At 41.8% G+C, this 23,861-nt stretch carries 24 protein-coding genes; 6 read left to right on the top strand and 18 right to left on the bottom strand.

Annotated elements, in window-relative coordinates:
* The first annotated feature begins 177 nt into the window (after nt 1–177).
* Complete coding sequence (locus CSV76_RS13100) at nt 178–672, top strand: GNAT family N-acetyltransferase (protein ID WP_099625868.1); 495 nt, start codon at nt 178–180, stop codon at nt 670–672.
* Nucleotides 673–1,021: 349 nt separating this feature from the next.
* On the opposite strand, the gene CSV76_RS13095 is transcribed toward CSV76_RS13100, so the two are convergent.
* Together CSV76_RS13095 and CSV76_RS13090 are read right to left on the bottom strand one after the other, a co-directional pair.
* Nucleotides 1,022–2,599, bottom strand: coding sequence for an aminotransferase class V-fold PLP-dependent enzyme (locus CSV76_RS13095; protein WP_085426862.1), 1,578 nt, complete (start codon nt 2,597–2,599; stop codon nt 1,022–1,024).
* Between the two features lie 17 nt (nt 2,600–2,616).
* Entirely contained in the window at nt 2,617–3,165 is a 549-nt protein-coding gene (locus CSV76_RS13090) for a glycerol-3-phosphate acyltransferase (RefSeq protein WP_158232809.1), read from the bottom strand.
* Nucleotides 3,166–3,413: 248 nt separating this feature from the next.
* Here CSV76_RS13090 and CSV76_RS13085 point away from each other — a divergent pair, with 248 nt between their 5' ends.
* Nucleotides 3,414–4,547, top strand: a complete 1,134-nt coding sequence (locus tag CSV76_RS13085) for an alcohol dehydrogenase catalytic domain-containing protein (RefSeq protein WP_099625867.1) — start codon at nt 3,414–3,416, stop codon at nt 4,545–4,547.
* A 77-nt stretch (nt 4,548–4,624) separates the two neighbouring features.
* On the opposite strand, the gene CSV76_RS13080 is transcribed toward CSV76_RS13085, so the two are convergent.
* From CSV76_RS13080 to CSV76_RS13055, 6 genes are all read right to left on the bottom strand, one after another.
* Nucleotides 4,625–5,770, bottom strand: coding sequence for an acyl-CoA dehydrogenase family protein (locus CSV76_RS13080; RefSeq protein WP_099625866.1), 1,146 nt, complete (start codon nt 5,768–5,770; stop codon nt 4,625–4,627).
* A gap of 43 nt (nt 5,771–5,813) precedes the next feature.
* The gene (locus tag CSV76_RS13075; RefSeq protein WP_099625865.1) at nt 5,814–7,358 is read right to left on the bottom strand and encodes a class I adenylate-forming enzyme family protein; all 1,545 of its coding nucleotides are present in this window, start codon (nt 7,356–7,358) and stop codon (nt 5,814–5,816) included.
* A gap of 61 nt (nt 7,359–7,419) precedes the next feature.
* Nucleotides 7,420–8,544 (bottom strand): CaiB/BaiF CoA transferase family protein, encoded by a 1,125-nt coding sequence (locus CSV76_RS13070; RefSeq protein WP_099625864.1) that lies wholly within the window; start codon nt 8,542–8,544, stop codon nt 7,420–7,422.
* A gap of 42 nt (nt 8,545–8,586) precedes the next feature.
* On the bottom strand, nt 8,587–9,738 hold the full coding sequence (locus CSV76_RS13065) for a thiolase family protein (protein WP_099625863.1): 1,152 nt from the start codon (nt 9,736–9,738) through the stop codon (nt 8,587–8,589).
* An 81-nt stretch (nt 9,739–9,819) separates the two neighbouring features.
* Nucleotides 9,820–10,590 (bottom strand): 3-hydroxyacyl-CoA dehydrogenase, encoded by a 771-nt coding sequence (locus tag CSV76_RS13060; protein ID WP_099625862.1) that lies wholly within the window; start codon nt 10,588–10,590, stop codon nt 9,820–9,822.
* A gap of 40 nt (nt 10,591–10,630) precedes the next feature.
* Nucleotides 10,631–11,215: a TetR/AcrR family transcriptional regulator gene (locus CSV76_RS13055; protein ID WP_085426870.1), complete on the bottom strand. Its 585-nt coding sequence runs from the start codon at nt 11,213–11,215 to the stop codon at nt 10,631–10,633.
* Between the two features lie 294 nt (nt 11,216–11,509).
* On the opposite strand from CSV76_RS13055, the gene CSV76_RS13050 reads away from it, so the two are divergent.
* Together CSV76_RS13050 and CSV76_RS17365 are read left to right on the top strand one after the other, a co-directional pair.
* Nucleotides 11,510–12,073, top strand: a complete 564-nt coding sequence (locus CSV76_RS13050) for a methyltransferase family protein (RefSeq protein WP_099625861.1) — start codon at nt 11,510–11,512, stop codon at nt 12,071–12,073.
* Between the two features lie 246 nt (nt 12,074–12,319).
* Nucleotides 12,320–12,484, top strand: coding sequence for a hypothetical protein (locus CSV76_RS17365; protein WP_157129923.1), 165 nt, complete (start codon nt 12,320–12,322; stop codon nt 12,482–12,484).
* A 171-nt stretch (nt 12,485–12,655) separates the two neighbouring features.
* Here CSV76_RS17365 and CSV76_RS13045 read toward each other — a convergent pair whose 3' ends face one another.
* From CSV76_RS13045 to dcuS, 3 genes are all read right to left on the bottom strand, one after another.
* A complete protein-coding gene (locus CSV76_RS13045) occupies nt 12,656–14,323 on the bottom strand; it encodes an SLC13 family permease (protein WP_099625860.1) in 1,668 nt (555 codons plus the stop codon).
* Nucleotides 14,324–14,489: 166 nt separating this feature from the next.
* Complete coding sequence (locus CSV76_RS13040) at nt 14,490–15,206, bottom strand: response regulator (protein WP_099625859.1); 717 nt, start codon at nt 15,204–15,206, stop codon at nt 14,490–14,492.
* Entirely contained in the window at nt 15,206–16,804 is a 1,599-nt protein-coding gene (gene dcuS, locus CSV76_RS13035) for a DcuS/MalK family sensor histidine kinase (RefSeq protein WP_099625858.1), read from the bottom strand. Before dcuS ends, CSV76_RS13040 begins: the two co-directional genes overlap by 1 nt.
* Nucleotides 16,805–17,051: 247 nt before the next feature.
* On the opposite strand from dcuS, the gene gloB reads away from it, so the two are divergent.
* Together gloB and gloA are read left to right on the top strand one after the other, a co-directional pair.
* Nucleotides 17,052–17,753, top strand: coding sequence for a hydroxyacylglutathione hydrolase (gene gloB, locus CSV76_RS13030; RefSeq protein ID WP_099625857.1), 702 nt, complete (start codon nt 17,052–17,054; stop codon nt 17,751–17,753).
* An 88-nt stretch (nt 17,754–17,841) separates the two neighbouring features.
* Nucleotides 17,842–18,222: a lactoylglutathione lyase gene (gene gloA, locus CSV76_RS13025; RefSeq protein ID WP_085426876.1), complete on the top strand. Its 381-nt coding sequence runs from the start codon at nt 17,842–17,844 to the stop codon at nt 18,220–18,222.
* A gap of 204 nt (nt 18,223–18,426) precedes the next feature.
* Here the strand turns inward: gloA and CSV76_RS13020 are convergent, their stop codons facing one another.
* From CSV76_RS13020 to CSV76_RS12990, 7 genes are all read right to left on the bottom strand, one after another.
* The gene (locus CSV76_RS13020; protein ID WP_099625871.1) at nt 18,427–18,903 is read right to left on the bottom strand and encodes a glycosyl-4,4'-diaponeurosporenoate acyltransferase CrtO family protein; all 477 of its coding nucleotides are present in this window, start codon (nt 18,901–18,903) and stop codon (nt 18,427–18,429) included.
* A 242-nt stretch (nt 18,904–19,145) separates the two neighbouring features.
* Nucleotides 19,146–19,565, bottom strand: a complete 420-nt coding sequence (locus CSV76_RS13015; protein WP_085426878.1) for a hypothetical protein — start codon at nt 19,563–19,565, stop codon at nt 19,146–19,148.
* Between the two features lie 469 nt (nt 19,566–20,034).
* Entirely contained in the window at nt 20,035–20,607 is a 573-nt protein-coding gene (locus CSV76_RS13005) for a hypothetical protein (RefSeq protein ID WP_099625855.1), read from the bottom strand.
* Nucleotides 20,608–20,679: 72 nt separating this feature from the next.
* Nucleotides 20,680–22,161, bottom strand: coding sequence for a phytoene desaturase family protein (locus CSV76_RS13000; RefSeq protein WP_099693840.1), 1,482 nt, complete (start codon nt 22,159–22,161; stop codon nt 20,680–20,682).
* A 104-nt stretch (nt 22,162–22,265) separates the two neighbouring features.
* Nucleotides 22,266–22,604 (bottom strand): type II toxin-antitoxin system PemK/MazF family toxin, encoded by a 339-nt coding sequence (locus CSV76_RS12995; protein ID WP_233204485.1) that lies wholly within the window; start codon nt 22,602–22,604, stop codon nt 22,266–22,268.
* 6 nt (nt 22,605–22,610) lie between these two features.
* Nucleotides 22,611–22,772, bottom strand: a complete 162-nt coding sequence (locus tag CSV76_RS17360) for a hypothetical protein (protein ID WP_158232808.1) — start codon at nt 22,770–22,772, stop codon at nt 22,611–22,613.
* Between the two features lie 293 nt (nt 22,773–23,065).
* On the bottom strand, nt 23,066–23,707 hold the full coding sequence (locus tag CSV76_RS12990; RefSeq protein ID WP_099625853.1) for a metal-dependent hydrolase: 642 nt from the start codon (nt 23,705–23,707) through the stop codon (nt 23,066–23,068).
* Nucleotides 23,708–23,861: the final 154 nt, after the last annotated feature.

Below are 23,861 nucleotides of genomic sequence, written 5' to 3'. Positions count from 1 at the left end.
AACCTTATCTATATGAAAAGTCATAGCCAATTACCCAATGTAATCTTGTAAAGATTAGAAATCAAGTTTATGAAATGTTGTACTTATAGTATCGGACGAGTTTGCGTGATAAGGACAGTGCATCAAACGGGCCAGATTATATAATAAATTCAAGGGATAGTCGTGGAGGTTATTACAATGAAAATAAGAGAAATACAAGTAAATGATTCAGATGCTTTCGTAGAATTAAGTAAAAAAATTGATGAATCTGATGTTATGTTATTTGAACCAGGAGAAAGAACGACTACTCCTGAACAACAGAGAAAATCAATAGAAAGAATATTAACTGAAAAAAGATCAGTTTTTTTTGTAGCCGAAAGCGAGGAGAAACTTGTAGGTTATATCGCTGCATTAGGTAGTGATTTACAAAGAAATCGGCATTCAGCATATCTTGTTTTAGGAGTACTGGAAGAATATCAAGGCCAAGGGATAGCTTCTAAATTATTCAATCAAGTATTTGAATGGGCAAAAGAAATTGAAATTACAAGGTTAGAACTTACTGTTATCAAAGACAATTTTAAAGCATTCAATTTGTATAGAAAAATGGGATTTGTCTTGGAAGGTGAGAAAGTAAATTCATTGGTAATAAACGGACAATTCGTTAATGAATATTATCTCTACAAGTTGTTATAAATACGAAAACTAATACACATCACTATACCCCAAACGGGCGCGATTGTCGCATACGCTTTTTGTACTCACTTAGTTGATCTTCGTTACAGCCAGCCACTCCGGGAGGATCAGCGAAAGCCGTAACGAAGAACGGCTTTTGCGAGTAAAAGCGTAGCGTTAGGAGCACATCTTTGCACTAGCCCACCCATAGGACACGCGTCCGGCTGCAACGCAGATCAACAGTTTCAAACCACTACTCCCCTTAGTTCACTCGAGCAGACACTCCAGAAATTTCAGCGAGAGCTGCAGCAATGAACGACTGGTGTCCACCCTCCACCTCATTCAATGTCCATATTTAAGATGTTCCCCGTTACGCACCCCCTACTAAACAACGTAACAATTCCAGAAACCTCTCCATCTCCTCATCTGATGGCTCATTCATTGCCGCCACTTGCAACCAATTACGCGTCTGTAAATAACTACTTTCATAATGCGTGCGGTAGCCATTCAGAAGCAAATCATCACCGAGACGCTTCGAACCTATCTCTTTCGGAAGTACGAACGTCAGAATGCCAGGATTTGTTGACTCTTTCGGCGACAACACCTCCACACCTACCCCTTCTACACCCTCACGCAAACGATCTGCGCAATAGCGAATACGCTGAAAACGGCGTTGCGGATCCACTAATAGATTTTCAAGCGCCTGATGCAACGCAACTACTGCATTAGACGACTGCGTATACGGAATTCCATCGTATTTCCCATATTGACCGAGATCCAAATAGCGCGGAATCGTATCATCCGGCACTATCGCCTCTTGATGGAACACTAGACCAAGCCCCGCGTACGAAGCCAGTCCTTTCCCACTAACTGAAGAAGCGAAATCGACGTCACGCAAATTCACAGGCACTGTCCCGATTGAACTCGCACAGTCCACAGCAATCCGAACAGCACGTGCGCGACAAAGTGCTGTAATCTGTTCCAACTCATGCAACACACCCGTCGACGTTTCACAATGAACCATCCACAGCCAACTATATTCTTGAGCATCCAATTGCTCCGCTAACATTTCCAGCGATAACACTTCGCCCCATTCTTGTTCCAAGCAATCAAAAACTAAACCAAAACGCGTCGCATGATCGCATAACCGTTGACCAAATTCTCCATTGACTACAATGAGTCCCCTTCCCCCAATTCTAGTCAACTGAGCCGCCACCGCATCATTCGCAAGCGTCCCTGTTCCTTGTAACAACTGGACGTAGTTCGCTCCCGTTAAGTCGAGTAATTGACGTTTAACCGTCGCGACTAATCGTGTATATTCAGCCGAACGATGGGAAAATGCGTCACGTGCAAAAGCTTCTTTAACATTTTCAGCAATTTTCGGTGGACCTGGCAAAAAATTCACGACAGGCGCAACGAGACGTTTCGCCGCACTTTTTTCATACGTGGCGAACGACGATATCATCGGCACATATTTCGCCTCCTCCGTACCGACCGGATCGGCAAACGGCTCAAAGCCCATATGATGGTAAAGCTTCAGCTCACGCACTGTACCCGAAATCACCGCGGCATCATATCCCGCTTGCTTGCACCAATTCACTAGCCCCTGCATCAAACCGAAAAATGCACGACCGCGACGATGTGCTCGATCCACTACAAGTAATCTAATTTCTACAGGATGCTGTGGCTTTTGTTCAAGCCATTCCTCAATCGGACCAATCTTTTTATCCAATGAAAACGGACGAACTGAACGCAATGCCAACATCCCAACAATTTCATTGTCCTTCAAACAAACGATGTATGTATTTTCTTCATGAAACGGATCGACCAACAAACGCTGTTCATTGGATGCATGTTGCGGAATTTCTTCCACAAACGCCCGATAATTCAACTGATGAATTCGCTCCGCATCTTGTGGAAGTACGGCAAGCCGATAATAATAGGTCATACTGATTGCCTCCAATGCTAGTTAATGAAATAACTACGATGTGTATAGACGACTAGCGCAACCAAACAGATAGCAACAATTCCCGCCCATTCACCGTAGCCAATAAAAATAGCTGGAATAATGGCCGACAGTCCAAGCACAGCCGCTTTCGTTTTCTGACGAATCCACGAGTACAACAGCCCTGAAAAAATAAGGGCTAACAACAAGACAAGTGGCTGAAAGACGATCATACCGCCGAGTAAAGAAGCCGCCCCTTTCCCTCCACGCAAGCGATGAAACAGCGGAAAACAATGCCCAAGTATGACCGCGAAAAGCATCAACAATATAAGTTCGGGACTGAATCCAAGGGCACGCGAGACGAGGATCGGCAATGCCCCCTTGGCCGCGTCAAGAAACAACACAATAAAGAACATCGACTTACCAAGCACTCTCCCTGCATTACGCGCTCCTGGATTTCCACTACCTTCTACACGTAAATCTAGTCCTTTTCTTTTTCCTATATAAAGCGCAGGCAATATGCTACCGACAACGTACCAAATGATGAAGAAAATGATGAGCTGTAACAAACTTTGGCCTCCAACTATGTTTCTATATACTAGTATCTTTATGTAAATACATAATCTACTTTAATTATATAGTGAAGTGCATCTTTTTCATATTGTAAATACAAAAAGTAACTCCGAAATTCTCTAATTGCATTACCTTCTTCTATCTATTCCCCTACTAGGTACCAATAATCATATTCTCACTAATCTAGTTTATGAATGAAGGAGGCGGGTAGAAAACACATATAATATGAAAAGGAAGTGATGGTATGAAAGCAGTAACATTTCAAGGAAAGAAGTCGATGGTCACAAAAGAAGTGAAAGCTCCGAGTATCCAAGAAAATAGTGATGTAATCGTACGCATTACGACAAGTGGTATTTGCGGATCGGATTTGCATCTGTACCATGGCGGGATTGTGCCCGAGAAAGATTATGTAGTCGGTCATGAACCGATGGGGATTGTCGAAGAAGTAGGTTCTGAAGTGAAAACATTAAAGAAAGGCGATCGTATCGTCGTTCCTTTTAATATAGGCTGTGGAGAATGTTTCTTCTGCCAACACGAAATGGAAAGTCAATGTGACGAATCCAATCCGCACGGTGAAGTAGGTGGGTTATTTGGTTTTGCTGAGCCAAACGGGAACTTCCCGGGAGGTCAAGCCGAATATTTACGTGTTCCATACGCAGATTTCACGTCATTTAAAGTACCGGAGAACAGCGAACTAGATGACGAGCATCTTGCCTTACTATCTGATGTTATTCCGACAGCGTATTGGAGTGTACTTCATAGCGGATTGAAAAAAGGCGATACCGCAATTATTCTTGGCTCGGGACCTATTGGATTAATGGCGCAGAAGTTTGCTTGGATGCAAGGCGCGAAACGAGTCATTTCAGTGGACCATGTAGATTACCGTTTAGAGCATGCAAAGAAGACGAATAAAGTAGAAACGTATAATTTTAAAGAACATGACGACATCGGCAAATTATTGCATGAAGAAACGAAAGGCGGCGCAGACGTCGTCATTGATTGTGTAGGAATGGACGGAACTGTACAACCAGGCGAAACATTCGGATCTAGTGGAGATAACCAATTTGGAACGATCAGCCCGATTGTCACGGCTTCACAAGTCGTAAGGAAATTTGGGACAGTGCAATTGACAGGTGTCTATGCGACAGACGCCAACAACTTCCCACTGGGTGATTTCTTCACACGCAATGTTTCCTTGAAAATGGGACAAGCACCCGTTATTCACTTAATGCCTGAGTTATTTAAAAAGATCGAAGCAAAAGAATTCGATCCGACAGATATTATTACGCATAAAGTAAAATTGGAAGACGCAGCAGATGCTTATTCTATTTTCGATAAAAAAGAAGACGGTTGTATCAAAGTATTGATTCAGCCTTAATATAAAAAACGCGATGAGTTGTTCATCGCGTTTTTTTATACCTAATATGCTGTTCCAACTTACTCGCCTGCTTTGTTTCATAGCCCCATATTCTTCGCAATAATCACTTTCATAATTTCATTCGTTCCGGCATAAATCGAACTGACTGCCACATCGCGATACCTTCTAGCGATTTCGTATTCTTCCATATAGCCGTAGCCACCATGAAATTGCATACACTGAATCGCCACGTCTTGTGCCAAATCACTCGTCCACCATTTCGCCATCGATACTTCATCTACGACGTTTTTGCCTTGCATATGCTCGATAATTAAACGATCAACAAATGTTTGACCAATGGTGGCCTTCGTTTGCATCTCTGCCATTTTAAATTGCGTATTTTGGAAATCACCGATCCGCTTGCCGAAAGCCTGTCGCTCTTTTACATACGCTAATGTAATATCTAGCATTTTCTGTACAGAAGCTACACTTTGAATGGAGCACATCAACCGTTCTTGCTGGAGTTTCTCCATCAAGTAGTAGAAGCCTTTCCCTTCCTCACCCAGAAGGTTTTCTGCCGGAACCGCTACATCTTCAAAAATCAATTCACTCGTGTCGTTCGCATGCTGTCCTACTTTATTCAGTTTCTTCCCTCTTGTAAACCCAGGCATTCCTTCTTCCACTACGAGCAAGCTGATGCCTTTATGAGCAGGTGACGCGGTAGGATCCGTTTTACAGACCACAATGACGAAGTCGGCAGAAGAGCCATTCGTGATGAATGTCTTTTCTCCATTAATAATATAATGGTCTCCCTTTTTTATCGCAGTCGTCCGCACTGCAGCGAGATCGGAACCTGTGCCTGGCTCCGTCATTGCAATGGCACTAATCATATCTCCGGTTACAGCTTTCGTGAGCCAACGCTCTTTCTGTTCGGCCGAACCAAAGGATTGTATATAAGGAATGACAATATCATTATGCAATCCAATTCCACCGATGCCGCTTGCCACTTTTTCAAACTCTTCACTAATGACGACAGCATAGCCAAAATCCGCGCCTATCCCGCCGTATTTTTCTTCAACGGATGGTGCGATCAATCCTTGGGCAGCAGCTTTCTTCCAAAATGATCGAGGCACTTGCTGTTCTTTCTCCCACTCATCTATATAAGGTACGGCTTCCTTCTGCAAAAACTTCTGCACTGATTTTCGGAGCTGTTCATGCTCTTCCGTCATAAATGGTCGCTTCATGCATCCGCCACTCCTTTACTCTCCTGTAAGAAAGCTTCTATTTTTATACGTGAGGATTAACAGGTCGATTGGAAACTAGTGCTTCCCGAATACGATATTTCAATACTTTCCCTGATGCATTTCTCGGGATCTCTTGTTCTTCGATAAATTCAACTGGCACTTTATAATCCGCTAACTGGGTTTTACAGAACGCTTTTAACTCTGCATAATCGAGCGTCTCGTCTTTCTTTGCTACTACAATCGCGACTACTTTCTCTCCCCACACCGGGTCCGGTAAGCCGACCACTGTTGAATCTAGCAGTTGAGGATGTCTATACAGCGCTTGTTCTACTTCCGTTGAGTAGACATTCTCTCCTCCAGAAACGATCATATCTTTCTTTCTGTCTACTAATGTAACGAAACCGTCTTCGTCGATCGTCGCCAAATCACCGGTATAGAGCCAACCGTTCCGGATCGCTTTCGCCGTTTCTTCTGGTTTATTATAATAGCCTTTCATGACCATCTCGCTTTGGATAATAAATTCTCCTACTTCACCAGGAAGTATATCCTCATCATGATCATCCACCACGCGTATTTCCGTGTTCAGCGAAGCTTTTCCACCCGTACCGATTTTATCTTTATGATCTGCTGGCAGAAGAAAAGCACCACCACCTGGTCCGCCTTCTGTCTGACCACACATATTGTAAAACTGGTTTGTACTGAAAAGTTTCATGATCTGTTCCAACAAAGCGACAGGCATCGGCGCCGCACCGTATCCACATCGTGTAACAGAAGATAGATCGTATTGCTGTTTATCTGGAACTTGCAGCAAGAAATTATACATCGTCGGCACACCGAAGAAGAAGCTGATTTTATATTGATCGATTGCTTGTAATACTTTTTGAGGTTCGAAGTTTTGATGAACGACTTGCGTGCAGCCTAAATAAATTCCTGGTACGAGAAATAAATTTAATTGTGCGGAATGAAACAACGGTGCCGCATGAAGCAATATGTCATCGGGATTGATTTTGAGGATTAAAGAGGTGTTAAAGGCGACATGAAGCACACGGTGATGATCAAATAACGCGCCTTTCGGATAGCCAGTTGTACCGGATGTATATAATATTTCTGCATCATCCGCTTCATCGACAGAGATCTCGGGATCATCTGTACGATTTTGTACTACATCTTGATAAAGGACTTGGTCACTTATTGCTGTAGCACCTGTTGTGATTTTCAAATTGATTTTGCTATTTGTCGCTGTTGCTTGATCGATTAACGAAGCATACTCTTCATCAAACAGCACAACACTTGCATCACTGTCATCCAAAATATACGACACTTCAGTAGCGGTTAAGCGGAAATTCACGGGTACTGTAATAGCTCCAGCTTTCAATATGGCATAGTAGACGATGATAAATGTATCTGAGTTTTTCATCATAAGCGCGACTTTGTCACCTTTTTTCACGCCATGCTGAATCAGTCCATGTGAAAGTTTATTCACCTCTTGATTCAGCTCGCGATACGTATAACGTCGATCCTCATAAATAACTGCTGTTTTCTCAGGTATTCTGCGCGCATTACGGGAAAGTGATAATCCGATATCCATTGTTGTTGTCCCCTTTCTCTCACTAAACTTACTGTCGTTTACATACCGCCTACCGATTTTTCTAGTATCCCCGAAGAACTTCTTCTGTATGTTCACCTAAACTTGGAGCAGCGCCTTTAATTTTCCCTGGTGTTCGCGATAGCTTAATAGGCGTACCGATATGCTGGATTACTCCAAGCACGGGATCTTCTATTTCCTGAATCATGCCACGCGCTTTCACGTGCGGATTCTCTACCACTTCACCAAATGAAAGAATGGGTGAGACACATGCAGAGATCTGTTCGAAAATCTCCATCCATTCCTCACGTGTTTTCTGCCACATAATTTCCTGAATTTCTTTTTTCATCTGTGTCTGCACATCGATCGGATCACGGACCTTTGCGACGAACTCTTCTTTTCCAATCACCTGACAAAACTCACCCCAAAATTTCGGTTCGAGTGCGCCAACAGACAACCATTTTTGATCTTTCGTTTCATAGATTGCATAGCAAGCAAGCTTTCCACTTAAATCAAGTTCGCCTCTTTTTGACTCCTGCCTCGACGCAAGAAAGTTCGGGAAAAATGTCGGCATCCAGGATATCGCCCCATCCATCATGGAGATATCGACCATTTGGCCTTTGCCTGTCTTCTGCCTCTCAAACAATGCAAGCAGAATTCCCACCGCCGCTGGATATGCCCCGCCACCAATATCCGCAATTTGTGTGGCTGGAATTTGCGGCGCACCTCCTTGTTCCCCCATCATATTTAGCAATCCCGCGTAACTGAGAAAATTCACATCATGTCCCGGCCTCTCCGCGTATGGACCCTCCTGCCCATAACCCGTGATCGCACAGTACACTAGACCCGGGTTAATTTCATTCAACGTTTCATAATCTAGCCCCAACCGCTTCATCACGCCAGGACGGAATGACTCAATCACCACATCCGAATCTTTCACGAGCTGTAAGAACTTCGCTTGATCCTCTGCCGCTTTTAAATTAAGGCAAATACTCTTCTTACTACGATTCAATGAATGAAACAGCGCACTATCTTCCCCTAACTTCGGATATTCCGCCCGCGCATAATCACCCACGTTAGGCTCTTCCACTTTGATCACCTCTGCACCAAAATCTGCAAGAAGCATCGAACAGTATGGCCCTGGTAATAAGCGAGATAAATCTAGTACCCGAATAGCATCTAATGGCAATAAAATCCCTCCTCTCTACGTCTTGACTAGCGTGATCAGCAGTTACTCCAACCTTTCCAAAATGGTCGCATTGGCCATGCCGTGACCTTCACACATTGTCTGCAAACCATAGCGGCCACCTGTTCGTTCGAGTTCACTCATCATCGTGATCATCAAACGTCCGCCGCTTGCACCGAGTGGATGACCAAGAGCGATAGCCCCGCCGTTTGGATTTAACTTCTTTGGATCTGCACCTGTTTCTTTCAACCATGCGATCGTCACAACAGAAAACGCCTCATTTACTTCAAATACATCGATATCCTCCATAGTCAGTCCCGACTTTTCCAATGCTTTTTGCGTAGCAGGTATTGGCCCTGTTAGCATAAGTGTTGGATCGGAACCTACGACTACACGCGTGAGTACTTTAAACTTCGGCTTCAATCCAAGTTCTTCTGCTTTTTCACGTGACATCAACAAAATCGCATTGGCACCGTCGCTGATTTGGCTCGAGTTTCCTGCCGTCACATCACCATTTTCTCTAAAAGGAGTTTTCAACTTGCTGAGCTTTTCCATCGTCGTATCTTCCCTCGGTCCTTCATCATCCTTCACGATCATGTTCGTACCGTCAGGAAGTGTGACCTCAATTGGCATGATTTCGCTATCAAACTTACCTTCTTTTCGAGCAGCGATAGCTTTCTCATTGCTTTCGAGTGAGTAACGATCCATTTCTTCTCTTGTGATCTCCCACTGTTCAGCAATTCTTTCGGCTGACTCACCTTGGTGAACCATTTCATATTTCGATGTAAGTTCTTCACTGAATGCAACGCCGAGTCGAGTACTGCCCATCGGTACTCGAGACATACTCTCGACGCCTCCTGCCACGACGACATCCATATCTCCACTAATAATCGCTTGCGCCGCGAAATGTACAGCCTGTTGACTTGACCCACATTGTCTATCCACTGTAGTCCCCGGTACTTCAACTGGATATCCTGCCTGCAAAGCAGCGACACGCGCGATATCAAAGGATTGTTCCCCTACTTGCGATACACAGCCGAAGATTACGTCCTCTACTAGTCCGGCATCGATTCCAGCTCGTTTAATTACTTCTGCCAGCGGCTTAGCTGCCAAATCTTCAGCCCGCATGGTACTCAATAGACCATTTCTTTTTCCTACTGGCGTTCTTACCCACTCCACAATTACTGCTTCTCTCATGTCGATCCCTCTTCCTTCAATATATTTGTAAGCCCTTACATTTCATTAGATACAAGCAGGTCAGTCTTTACGCATAACGCCTTACTTAGGCTGCATGCGGACTGCGCCATCGAGGCGAATTGTTTCCCCATTTAGCATCGTATTTTCGAAAATACCTTTTACTAGTTGTGCATATTCTTCGGGGTAGCCTAGTCGCGAAGGGAAAGGGACCATCGCCCCAAGAGATTCTTTTGCCTTCTCTGGCAATGAAGCAAACATCGGTGTTTCAAACAAACCCGGTGCGATAGTCATCACGCGGATTCCTTCAGATGCTAAGTCTCTCGCCAGCGGCAATGTCATACTGACGATCCCGCCTTTCGATGCCGCATACGCTACTTGGCCAATCTGTCCGTCAAATGCCGCCACAGATGCTGTATTCACAATAACTCCTTTTTCTCCATTATCATTCGGTTCATTCTTCGCCATATGTTCGGTAGCGAGTCGGATCGTATTAAATGTTCCGATTAAATTAATCTGAATGACTTTACTAAAGTTCTCTAAGTTATGTGCGCCTTTTCTGCCGCTGTACGTTTTCTCCGCGACACCAATTCCCGCGCAATTGACAACTGCATTAATCATGCCAAAAGTACTGACGGCATGATCTAACGCAGCTTGAACACTTTCTGCGCTAGTGACATCTGTCTTTACGAATGTCGCATGATCGCCAAGCTCCTTCACCAACTTATTCCCTCGATCTTCCTGCAAATCAAAAATCGTAACGTTTCCACCAGACGCGACGATCTCTCTTGCTGTCGCTTCGCCTAGTCCTGATGCGCCTCCTGTAATAACTGCTGATACGTGATCCATATTCATAATATATTCTCTCCCTTTCTCGTCTTAAGGATTTACGATATTAGACTAAGATCTTCAATAAATAATCGGCAATCGAATTGGCTAACTCTTGTATACTTTTACTTCCTTTTGGAGAATACCAAATCACCACATTATTCATGGCACCTAGGATAATATTATTCACAATATTACTATCTACATTTGCAAAACTACCATCCTCAATCCCTTGTTTAATCAGTCCGTCCATGCAATCACTGTATTCATTTCGCAGACGTATGATTTCCTCTAAATGCTCTCCTACGAAAACTTGATCCGGCTTAGCACCTATAAAGAAGTCCGTTCTTTCTGTAATGACATATTCCATATGGACAATCATAGCCTTCCGAAGCTTCGCTATAGAAGGAAGTTCTTCCGCCAACACTTCGTTAAGTTGCTCGATACTTTGTTCTAGAAGTATTTTGTGACTGTCATACACTAGTGCTTCTTTATCTTTAAAATAATAGTAAACGGAACCCTTCGTCATGAGTAACTTCGCTGCAATGTCTTCCATCGTAGTAGCATGATATCCTTTTTCCGCGATCACACTCATAGCGGATTGCCGAATCTCTTCTTTTTTCTTTTCTACTTTCTTCTCTCGTAATGACATGAATTTCTCACTTCCTTCACATTGCCACATCTCGTTGTGTTTACATTCTAAGTTTTCAGAATTTGAATGTCAAGTCAAATTTTAACGTTTGAGTATTCATATTGATAATTATGTATGGGAAGGTACTAGGTCCCGAAAGAGATGTTGCTCCTCTGGGATTCTATATTTCTCTACTATTTAATACAATTGAAGTGGTACCATCCTATTGTCAGAGTAGTCTCTAAACATAGTATTTTATTGTGATACTTGTGATACGATGAATATAGAAAAACAGTAAATTAGAGGGGGTTCTTGATGCAGGGATATATTGCTGTTACAACCATTTCACTATTAATCATACTCGTAATTATTCGGTCGATTCAATTAAAGAAATTCGGCATTAACGTATTTAAATTTGGTCACATGGACAAAAAAGATTTCATCATACCGCCCTTTGCGTTGCTGTTGTTATATTTAATCACTTCAAACGCTTTTAATTTACCAAGGTTGGGAACAGAGCTATTTACTAACGGCATTGTGGGGTGGATTGGTGTCGCCCTTTGCTCCGCTGGACTTTTGCTATTCCTTTATAGCTTAATTTCATTCGGGAAAAGCTTTAGGGTAGGCATTGATGAAGAGAGCCCAGGTACACTGATTACTACTGGCGCTTTTTCCATTAGTCGAAACCCGATTTATACTGCTTTTGGAATGGTCTTATGTGGTGAATTTCTCATTTACCACAATTGGATCCTATTAATATATTTGATTTCAGCTTTTTGGTTATTTAATCGACAAGTACGACTCGAAGAACAGTCTTTAGTAAAAATTTATGGAGAAGAGTACGTACAGTACTGCCAAAACGTTCGTCGATACATATAACTAGGACCAACTTTCGAAAAGGAGCTACAAAATGAAAAAATATCAAAAACGTACTATATATATTTCAATTGCCGCACTAGCTTTCTTCTTAGTATTATCTTTACTAACAAAGAATTGGGGCTTCTTTTTATGGAGTTTGCTACCCATTTTCATAGTGTTGATGACTACGTTTTCCACAAAGTTCGATAAATGAAATAACGCTGAATAAAAAATTGCCATTACTGGCCAGAATGGGAGTTGATTCAAATGAAAAATATCAAACTGATTTTTAAAGCAGTTGCATTGGCAATGGGTGTCAGTACACTTGTTTTAAGTATTTTAGGGGATGTATCTGTAGATACCGCCATCACACTACTGTCCATTGGTGTTGCTTGTCTAGCAATTGTCCAACTACAAGACAAAGAAAAGTAACTATCACTATAAGCACCAGGTCCCGACATTATTCTGAATCGGCCTTCCGTTGTGTAGCGTTCGGATACCTCCATCATTGAAAAAGCACCAGCTCCTCAAACAATATGCATTGTTTAAGAATCTGGCGCTCACTAGAGAGTCTAACTATTGACGAAAGTCATTCATTTTCTGTTATTTAAAATTCGCATAAAACTCTTCTGGTACCACTTGCAAATCAATTCCCCAAAGAAGTGGTAGCAAGAAGTAGGCGGCTAATACAATGAGAATCAGCACAAACACATTAATGATAAATCCAACGCGTACCATTTCACTTAAGCGGAGTTTCTCCGTAGCGAAAATGATAGCATTTGGTGGTGTACCTACCGGCAACATAAATGCACAGTTTGCAGCCATGGCAGCGGGTACCATCAATGCATACGGGTGGATATTCATTGTTAGAGCTAGAGCAGCCAATATAGGCAGGATCATTGTAGCGGTCGCTGTATTGGAAGTGAACTCCGTCAAAGCTAGAACAAGGAATGAGGAAGCCGCAATGATCACAATCATATGAAGTCCTTCCAAAGCCGTCAATTGCGATCCAATCCATTCAGAAAGCCCCGTTTCACGGAAGCCTGCTGCGATCGCCAGTCCTCCACCGAATAACAACAAGATGCCCCATGGAATTTCCTTGGAATCTTCCCATCCTAGAATACGTTTGCCAAATTTCTTGGAAGTAGGTATAGAGAACAACAATGCTGCAGCTACTACCGCAATCATGCCGTCTTTTAATGACGGGAGAATAGTAATCCAAAGAAATTCACGTGTAATCCACATAAATGCTGCAAATGCGAAAACAGCTCCCACTGCTTTCTCTTCGAATGTCATCTTCCCTAATGCTTTCCGTTCTTCTTGGATCACTTCTTTTCCACCCGGAAGACCTTTAATATTCATCTTAAAAGCAAATCGTCCCAGATAGATCCATGTCGAAAACAAGAGAACTATAACAATAGGTACCGCGATCAGCATCCAACCTGCGAAGGATATCTCGACACCGAATAATTCTTTTACTTGTGCTGCCAGAATAATATTGGGTGGTGTACCTATTAACGTACCTAGTCCACCAATCGTTCCTGCGTAACCAATACCGAATATAAGTGTCTTTTCAAACTTCGGCAGTTCTTTTTCTTCCGGTGTGCCCTTTAAAGCGGCTGCCACCTGAGCGGTAATCGCCAAGCCCATCGGAATCATCATCATAACTGCTGCGGTATTGGAAACCCACATCGATAAAAATGCGGTCGCAGTCATGAAACCAAGCAAAATCCGCTGCGTTCCTGTACCGATGAACGCGATAATACCAAGTGCAAGTCGTTTATGTAAGTTCCATTTTTCCATCGCTGTGGCAATAAAGAATCCACCTAAAAACAAGAAAATAATATCATTACCGTACGAAGAGGTTACTGCATCCGCTTCCATAGCGCCCGTTAACGGTAATAAAACGATAGGAAGCAACGAAGTGACGGGAATCGGAATCGCTTCAGTAATCCACCAAGTCGCCACCCACAGAGTCACCGCAAGCACCGATTTCGCTGCCGGATTCATCCCTTCAGGAGATAAAAAGAACATCATAATAATAAATAAAAGCGGACCTAGAATTAGACCGACGCGTTGGACGGTAGAATAGGACGTACTTTTATCCGAATTCTGATCAGGAGGTTGGGGCGAAGCCTGTTGCCCACCTACTTGTACGTGATCTTGTGCGGTCGTTAGTTTTTTCTTATGTGAAAAGAAATTCAATAAATCTTTCGCCTGATTATGTGAACGCCATAATCTTTGCCAAGTAGTTGATGCCATTTCCTTCATTGTTATCCCTCCGAAAACGCTTTCTTCATAGAAAACTATAAGTGAGATAATTCAGGAAATATACGTTGCGTAACTAAGTAAATACTTTTGTAACTAAAAAAAGCAACACGAGCAACAGCGAACTTCTCGCTACATTGCTCGGATGCTTAGTCATGAAACAGAAATATTATTCACGTAGGAGTGATTGAAGGATATACACTTTTTCAGGTCGCAGTCGGTAGTTCGTTAGCGGACGACCTGTTTCCTGATACACTACATCGGTATCGATTAGTTTATGTGCCACTAGATAATGTAAATACTTTCGTGTCGATACGCTCGAAACCCCAATATCGTCTGCGAGCTCCGCTGTAGAAAATGTACTTCCTTGCCATGCGATAATTTTCTTGGCGATACGAGTGAATGTCGTTTTCGTCAGACCTTTCGGCAATTCAAATAGGTCACTGTTTATTCGATCTGAAGCATGAAGCAAATTATCAATTTCATCCTGGCTAATTTCGTCATGCTGATTCATCAAATAAAATTGCTTTTTAAACTGCAGCAAGGCATTCTGAAACCGTTCAAAAGTAAATGGCTTGATCAAGTAGTCAACGGCTCCATAGCGAAGCGCCTGTTGTACAGAGTCTTTATCATTAGCTGCCGTGATCAGAATCACATCTACCGAGTCGCCTTCTTTTCGAAGTTCCGTTAATAAATCGAGTCCAGTCGGTCCTTTCATATAGACATCCAGTAAAATGAGATCCACTGGCGAAGACTCCAAGAACGTCCGACCTTCGGCTACATTTTTCGCAAAGCCTGCTATTGTAAAGCCTGGAATGCTTTCTAAATAAATCCCATTAAATTTCGCTACCATAGGATCATCTTCAATTATTAACACTCGAATCATCATTCTTCACCTGTATATGGCACACGAACCGTAAATTCTGTCCCATTCCCTTTCGTAGAAGATACCGTCCACTCGCCGTTTAATTCATCCAATGCGATTTTAGCTAAATACAATCCATATCCATGCCCTTCTCCTTTGGACGAGATTCCCTGTTCAAATACTTCTTCTATATTTTCTAAAAGGATCCCCGGCCCATTATCTCGTACGCTGAATTGTAATTGTGACGCTACGTAATCCAGAGTCAATTGAACCTCACCGTCGACTTGTTCACTTACCGCGTCGCAAGCGTTGTCGAGTAAATTCCCTAGTATAGTGATGATCTTGTCCATATGCTCCATCTTTTGTAACGGAGGCAGCGGATGATTTCCATCTAACTTGATAAGTATGCCTGACTCGCGTGATTCACTTAATTTGCTCATTAAATAGCCCGCGATGACAGGATCTTTAACAAGTCTAGATACGACACCTGTTTCCTTTTGGTACGTATCTGAAATATAAGACGTATACTCTTTTAACTCATCATAGGATTTCGTATGAACCATCGCCATAATGACATGAAGTTTATTCATGAATTCATGTGTTTGATGTCTTAATGTTTCCGCATATACTCTAGCGCCAGTTAGTTGTTCCACTAGGGAAGTGAGTTCGGATTTATCACGGAATATAGCAAGTGCACCGACTAACTGATCATTGGAAATGACAGGTACTTGCGTCACTACGACATCTAGCCCATTTAATTTCAGCTCTTGATCATACTGGGGCTTTTTATCTTCGAGCATCTGCTGCAGAGGAAGTGACGGAACAAACGATTGAATCGACTTTCCAAGAGGATTGCCTTCTACACCTGCCGAACGGAAAAGTGTAATAGCCGCTTGATTCACTAACACAATTTCTGCTTGATCATTAATCGCAATAATCCCGTCACGAACCGCTTCTAGCATCGCTTCTCGTTCGCGGAGTTGCTGCGCGATTTCCCCCGGTTCCAGTCCAAATAACGTACACTTCACTTTTCTTGCCAATAAAACGGCGCCCACTAAACCGATCAGTAAACCAAATCCAATTCCAATGAAACTAGTATTGACACTTTCTAAAACAGCGGAACGGACGTTATCCATCATAATACCGACCGCAACCACACCGATAATCTGACCTTCCGCCCAAATGGGAACGAACGCCCTCATCGATTTCCCAAGCGTCCCTGTCGCCATCGACGTATACTGCTGCCCGTCAAAAGCCAAGTCTTCGTCACCGCCAACAAAATATTGACCAATACGTTCAGCTACTGGATGGGATTGTCGGATACGTTCAGTATTCATGACGACAATATATTCCACTTGTGTTTCGTCTTGAACCGATTGCGTAAACGCCTGAATTTCCTCAATCGGCCCTTTTCCTGTTAAACCATCAATGACCGACTGTGTATGGCTTATCGTGATGGCGATATTCATCGCTTTTTCCGATTGTGAATCCCTCGCCCGATCCGCTGCACTGCCTCCAATTAAAAAACCAGTGACAGAAAGAGAAACGAAGACCACTAGACCGACCAAAGCAGTCAACCAGACTTGCATACTAATCGGTCTCTTATTATGTTTTTTCATTTTTTCACCCGAGTGTTTGTATAGTAGATTCTTCTATACTAAGCATATACCAAAATGACAGGCGTGGGTAGCGCATTTCCTATTGAGGATTATTGGCACTATAGTCTTTCCAAGACCAAACCATTCCTCTGAATTCAACTATCAAAGCCTCTATGTTATGATAGCAGGATCAATTAGAACTTGTCGGTGGAAGGGAAAAATTCTCCAAACCGCAAATTACATACAGTAAAAGAGGAGGAATCATGACGTGAATATTCATCCAATCAAAGCCTTTTCTGATAATTATATATGGTGCATTCAAGAAGAAACAGAGGTAGTTGTGGTGGATCCAGGAAAAGCGAGTGTTGTCCTAGATTACCTTGAAGAAAATCAGCTTCGTTTGGCTGCCATTCTTTTAACGCATATGCATGAAGATCATACTGGCGGAGTACGAGAGATTCTCGCGAGTCATCCAGAATGTCTTGTTTATGGACCGGAAGAAACGAAAGACTTGGTGAATAGTGTAGTAAAGGAAGACGACTCCTTTCATTTGATGGGTCAAACTTTCCAAGTCTACGAATCGGGAGGTCATACGCATGGCCACATCAGTTTCTTAATGGGAAATCATCTATTTTGCGGGGATGCTTTATTTTCAGCAGGATGCGGTCGGGTCTTTACAGGCGATTACGAAGCTCAATATGAAACGTTTCAGAAATTCAAGCACTTAGACGATGATATTAACGTTTATGCCGGTCACGAGTATACCGAAACTAATTTACGTTTTGCATACGAAATACAGCCGGATAATAAAAAAATCTCCAACTCATTGGATGAAGTCCAAGAAATGCGTGCGAAAGATCAGCCAACACTCCCGTCAACAATCGGCAGAGAGAAGGAAATTAACCTCTTTTTGCAAGCGGAAACTTTGGAAGACTTTATCGAATTACGTAACGCGCGTGATAATTTCTAAGACAACTGACTTTGTTCAATCGCATAAAGTGTACTGAAATAGTATCTATGATAAGATTAGGTCAATAAAATCATGGAGGATGATAGTGATGAACCAAGTACTTGTTGAAATTTGTTTACGTGTTAGAGACATTGATGCGACTTTAGATTTTTATACTGAGCTCTTTGATTTTGAAGTAGCCAGTCGCAGAGAATTCCCAGAGCATAAATTTGATTTAATCTATCTAAATTCACCAGGCGCGTCAGTACAAATAGAACTTACGTATAATTATGATGCAGAACCATATGTTATTGGAAATGGTTTCAGTCATTTAGGCGTAACCGCAGATGATTTAGAAAAAATGCATGAAATTTGTAAAGCTTCTCCTTATGAAACAGGTGAGTTAAAAGGACTTGCAGGTGGAGCACCATCTTACTTCTTCGTTACTGATCCTGACGGCTATAGAATTGAAGTAAAGCGTAAGCACTAAAACATTCCAAAAACCAAAATGATTGTAAAAAGCCTACCCCTCGACACTCTTTTACCAAAAAGATAAATGAGGGGTAGGCTTTTTTTGTCGTGTTATTTGGTCTGTATTAATAAGGGATTTATATGTAGCCGAGCGCGTGGTGAACCCTCTTCGCTTATTTAAAACCCACATCAGTCGCAGCTACAGAGAGTACAAGAAGTTCAGTTATAAGTGACCCATATTAGAAAAAGGGCTGTTGCCTGATTGGCGCTCTATTCTCGATTTCAATTTAAATAATCTCGGCCGATTGTATCGTTGAATTAAGCAAAAAGGGATATGAATGAGGAAATTAACAACAGAACAAATAAAGGCCATCCAAAAATATTCATTAGGGTTAATGAATATTGAAAGAAAACCTAATACAGCTATGGTTAAATGCCCAATTTCAGCATAATAAGTTTGCATAATCACTTGATCCAAGTATTTAGGATTTAATTCTTTTTTCAAACGTTTAAGAGTAGAATTCACTGCCGGTAATTGATCTTTCCAGTTGTTGATTTTTATTAACTTGTATAGTTTTCTTTCAAATGATTTTTCTTTGAAAAACAAATTACTTTGAAAGACCCCCTTAGGCAATAAACGACTTCCATACGCTACGCCATAGTTGAGTATAAGCCAAAATGAAGTGTTAATAATTATCATATATATAGTAAATGGCAAATTCTCACCCTTTTAATAGTTTTCGGCTTAATTTATTAAGTAACCCGTATCCGATTGCGGGATAGTGGTTGGAGGCCGTTGATCTGCGCTGCAGCCGGACGCGTATCCTATGGGCGGGCTGTGAACCTCCCAGTGTCGCCGGCTTCCACTCCGATCAACTAAGTGAGTGCTTTAAACTTTATTCTTTAAACGCGCCCGATTGCTAAGTATAAAATTCTATATTTTTAAGACTGTCCCAGTAAATTAGCTCTTGTCTTTATGGCAAGTTTATTCAAAAACAGCCAAATGTGAAGATAAAGAACAGAGCCCACAACTCCTAAAACTAGATATTCCATAACTCCTTCGCCCCATCCGTTTCTTACCAAATCTCCTAAGGCATAAATGTTATAAGCTATTCCCAAAAATATAAATATAATTAAAGAAATAAAGTAATTTTTTGATTTAAAAAACTCCTGTACAAAGAAATCTACGCATAAAGCGATAAAACCACCAATCAAAAAGACTGGCAATACAAAAAATCCCCATAATGCAAGAAAATCAGTTAGCTCAAAGTAATTTAATGAATCAAAATAACTTAATGAAATCAGTTGTACAAATATAAAACTGCTAACAAAACTAGTGACTGCGTAGATAATTAATATCATTCTTCATTCTCCTTTTTAACAAAGAAAGGACCATTCCATTTAAGAATCTGGCCCTATTGCTGTATTGGGGCATTTGCCTATATAACAAACGCACCCAAAAGTTTATATATTTCGTTCTCTTTTTTGGCGTATTGACCATCTTGAGTAAAATAGTAACTCCCCGATTATTAATCCAAATAAAATGGCGACAAGGCCTGATGTATAATCAGGTTGATCAAATAGAAATGTAACAACGACAAATCCAATTAATAAACCAATAGAGATACTTATATAAGACTTATATCTTTCTTTCAGATATATTTTCATAGTCAATCACCTTTCTGATAACTATTCAGTAATCTGGTTCAAATACTTAACCATTAGCCTACTTATACGTCAAAATGGCACCGTTCATTCGAATGCCATTTGTTGTTCTTATTTTTCTACACTCGCTTGTTTTTTCAGCTCTTGTACCATTCAACTGAACGGGTTACGCTTCCTCTTTCCAATTATTCAACTTCTCCATCACTAGATCATACGTCTTTTGCGAAATATCAGGGAGTGTTCCGCCAAGTGCTTGCTTCGCTTGATTAAATCCTTCCTCAATAGAACTCTTGAGAAGATCGAACTTACTTTTGTCTCCTCCTGAAATAGCGTTGGCGAATTCTAGGATCCGATCACTGACTTTTTCGGGACTTTGCTCTCCCCCTTCGCTAATGGATTTCTCCGCATCTAACCGTATTTTTTCATCCACTACAATGGTCTTCTTGCCGCTACGTACATCTTCCACGGTGATCCCTTGTCTTTCGAGAAGTTCGCGCACCAAGTTTTGTAAATTCTCATACGCTTTCTCGCTTTCCGCCTTCAGCCGTTCAATCGTCGGTCCGTCAATTTTTGTCATCGGCTTGTCATACCCCGCATTTTTGAAGTTTGTTGAGGGTATATACTGATCGACCGGTTTATTGTTTGTCGATTCATTCTTCTTTGTAGCTTCTTCTTTTTCAGGAGCTGGCTTTTGTGTTTGAGGCATTTTAAAAGTAGATAGGTTTGGTGTAATCTTCATTTAATTTCCTCCTCTATAATTTCAGTTTGACTATTCTGTTATTATATCGGTCACTTCTATTGTTTTTATAGATTACGTTATGGGCCATTCCTTCAAAATGGCTCGCGCAATATGTGAACCACTTAGCGCGGAAGACAAAGTACCGGGACCCGGGAACGACTGCTCGCCCGCAATATAAAACTGCGGCAACGCTGAACGCACACTCTTCGGCTTAAGTATCGCGTTTCGTACCGTCAATGGAAACCCACCTACGCTCGTCTTCCCGATGTAGGTCTTATAAGTTTCGGGCGTTCCCGCTTCCGAATAAATCAAATAATCTTCAATAGGAAGAACTTTTTGGATTTCTGTGAACATTGCTTTCGTTATGGCTTCCTTCAATTGTTTATACTCGCCTGTAGACAATAATCCCCACTGTTCTGTGTCCGCATGTATCGAGCACGTCATCATCACTTCATCTTCGATCCGTTTGTTACGTTTATCGTAAGCTGGCTGGAAAGTTACGTATACGGGTCCATGTCCGTCCGAATATAATACAGACTGGGCTTTATCAGGTACGATTTGGAGTGCGAAAGGAAGTTGTCTGCCATCTAGCTCCTGTTGCCAGAAAGTTCCGTTCAGAAGCGCATCGATTCGGAAAGCACCCCAGGAAAACTGATTCGATTCCGAATGACTCGTCCGTGGACCAAACGATATACCTGAATTGTTGATGACAAGATCATACGTACCTGAACGCTTCCTACTCTTCACATGCCACTTCTTGTCTTTATAAAACAATTCATTCACCGCGGACGCTTTGACCACTTCGCCACCTAGTTCAATAATCCGCTCCGCCAGTGCTTCACTTAACTGCGACATGCCCTTATCAACATAAAAGCTGCCTCTTCCATAGATCGTCAGCGCAAGACTCGAGGGTAATAAAGCGGCTTTTGTGCAATCCGTTTGTGCCGCATCAAGCAGTTGCGCGTCAAGAAATTGCCGTAGCGGTTCATATGTATCTAGCTTATATATACGCAGCAAATCTTCCACCGTGCGTGTCGCATAGCGTGCCAATCGCAACATACTGCCCGCATGGAATACAGCATGGCCAGGTAGTTTCCCGAGATCATACATATGCTGAATGGGTAAAGAAACACCGGTAGCCGTCACATCAAATACCCCTGCGCTAATTTGCTCTACTCTATTCCAGAAAGCCAAGACATCTCGTTTTCTTTCATGAAAGACTTGGCCGAGCTCTTCTTTCCACGCGGTTCTGTCCCTGTACAATGATATTCTGCGGTCTTCTAGCACAACATCCATTGGGTGATCGAGCAATGTGTATGGAATATTCATATCGAGTTCATTGAATAACGTATCAAGCAAACCGTGTTCTTCCAAACCGAAAGCAATCGTCGCACCAGTAGGAAATGTATGCTTGTTTCGTACATACGCCCCCGCTGATCCACCTACTTTTGTCGCTTTTTCCAAAACAGTGACCGCGTAGCCTTCTTTTGCTAACAAAGCGCCTGCCATCAGCCCTCCGATACCTGCTCCAATGATACAAACGGTTTTAGTCAAAGCGATCTCCTTCTTTCTCATTATTTCAGGATATGTATTAATTCTTGTAGATAACTTTAATATGCTGAAATGAAAAAAGACAAGGCATTAAATGCCCCGTCTTCTCAATCGCCAGATATAATTTCCAAAACATTTAATATTGTCAAATCGTCAGCTTCACCAATAAACTTAATCAATCTGTCTTTTGGTACACGATGGACATTAGTTTTATAGCATTTCACCCAAGAGGGCTTATCCAAACCTGCTGCTTTCCAATCAAGTATTTCCACTTTAAATACATCATATGTTTTAGGTGGATCATTGGGTTCTGCAGACGTTATTTCTGCAATCGTCACTAGATTATTTTCTGAATCATCTATAATTAAAACAGGTCGACGTTTGGCATGTCCTTCTTGCCCCTTATAATAAACTTTGGCCAAATATATATCCTTGAATTTCCCCAATAATCTTTACCTTCCTTCGTACCACTCTCTATGGGAAGGGTTATTAGGATCAAGCTCAATAGCCTTTTTATTGCCTTCTTTTAATATGGGTATATTTTCATTTTCCATTTGAATTTTTTTTCTTAGTTCGGCAATTCTCTCTTGAACCTTATCAGTTGCTATCGCCATGTCCTTTTCCTCCTCTTTTTCACACATATATATCACATCCCTTTTATACGAAATATATGTGTAAGTATTACTATTCATTACCCTAATTATACCATAGCTACTCCTAACAAAGAAGACAATGCAATCTTGAGAACTTATCAAAAGAGTAATTGTTAGAGATGATTATGAATTTATTCTAAAAAGACCCCCATATTGTACGATCAGTAGATTTTTTACATGGAAGTAAGAACACGCGGCAGGAACTGATACACTTTCATTAATCTCTCACATCGATTATCCAGAATTCGTTCATCTCAAAATTCTTTTTTCCATAACGGCAAGAACCATTTGACGCCACGCTTGTTAACAGGAAGGATCTTTAAGTCCGCGATGAGATGACTAATATAACCGGCAAGCCCCGCAGCGACTAGTCCTTCGATCGGCCACTCTGCATGCAGATGTTGCAAAATATACCCATAGAACACAATGCCGAGAATGGAATGTGTATACGATCGATGCGGTATGAAGGAAGCAATAATAATATAGCTTCCCGCGAGTAAAATGCCTGTTGACTGATCCAGTACGAAACCGAGAAGCATGACGAGAATTCCTGTGATCGTCAGCATTCGCCGTTGTGTGATGATGCGTGAAACAATGAGCAACAGAAGCCCAATACCGCCATACACATAAATATCTTGGCTAAGCCCTTGTGTAATGACTTGATAACAAAGCGTCAATAAAATCACGATCCCCGCAGTCTCCATCATCCATTTACTTACTTTTTTACTTAGTGTAATACTATTGCTCGCGAGCCCATTCGTGTCAAGATCTGGCACAACGCCAGATATCCCCCCTACTGCCGCACCAATCAATGCGGTCTTAATATCTGGCTGAGCAGCATAACCCGCAATCGCCCCGACGGTTGTACCGATCAATAAATGTGAAGTGCCTTTCATATGTAAACCTCTCTAGTTGTATAGTGTACGGTCGAATCAAGAACGTATATTCGTTCCGTCTTTTTTAGTATAATTGATTCTCATGCGAAAGGGAAAAGTTTATGTGTTGTAGAAACTTCTTGTGAAAGATAGATTGTAAATTTACATAGTTAGA

Source organism: Sporosarcina sp. P17b (genome assembly GCF_002743115.1).
GTDB lineage: Bacteria > Bacillota > Bacilli > Bacillales_A > Planococcaceae > Sporosarcina > Sporosarcina ureae_C.
Note: the sequence above shows the minus strand (reverse complement) of the source record. Positions and strands in the feature narration are given on the sequence as shown.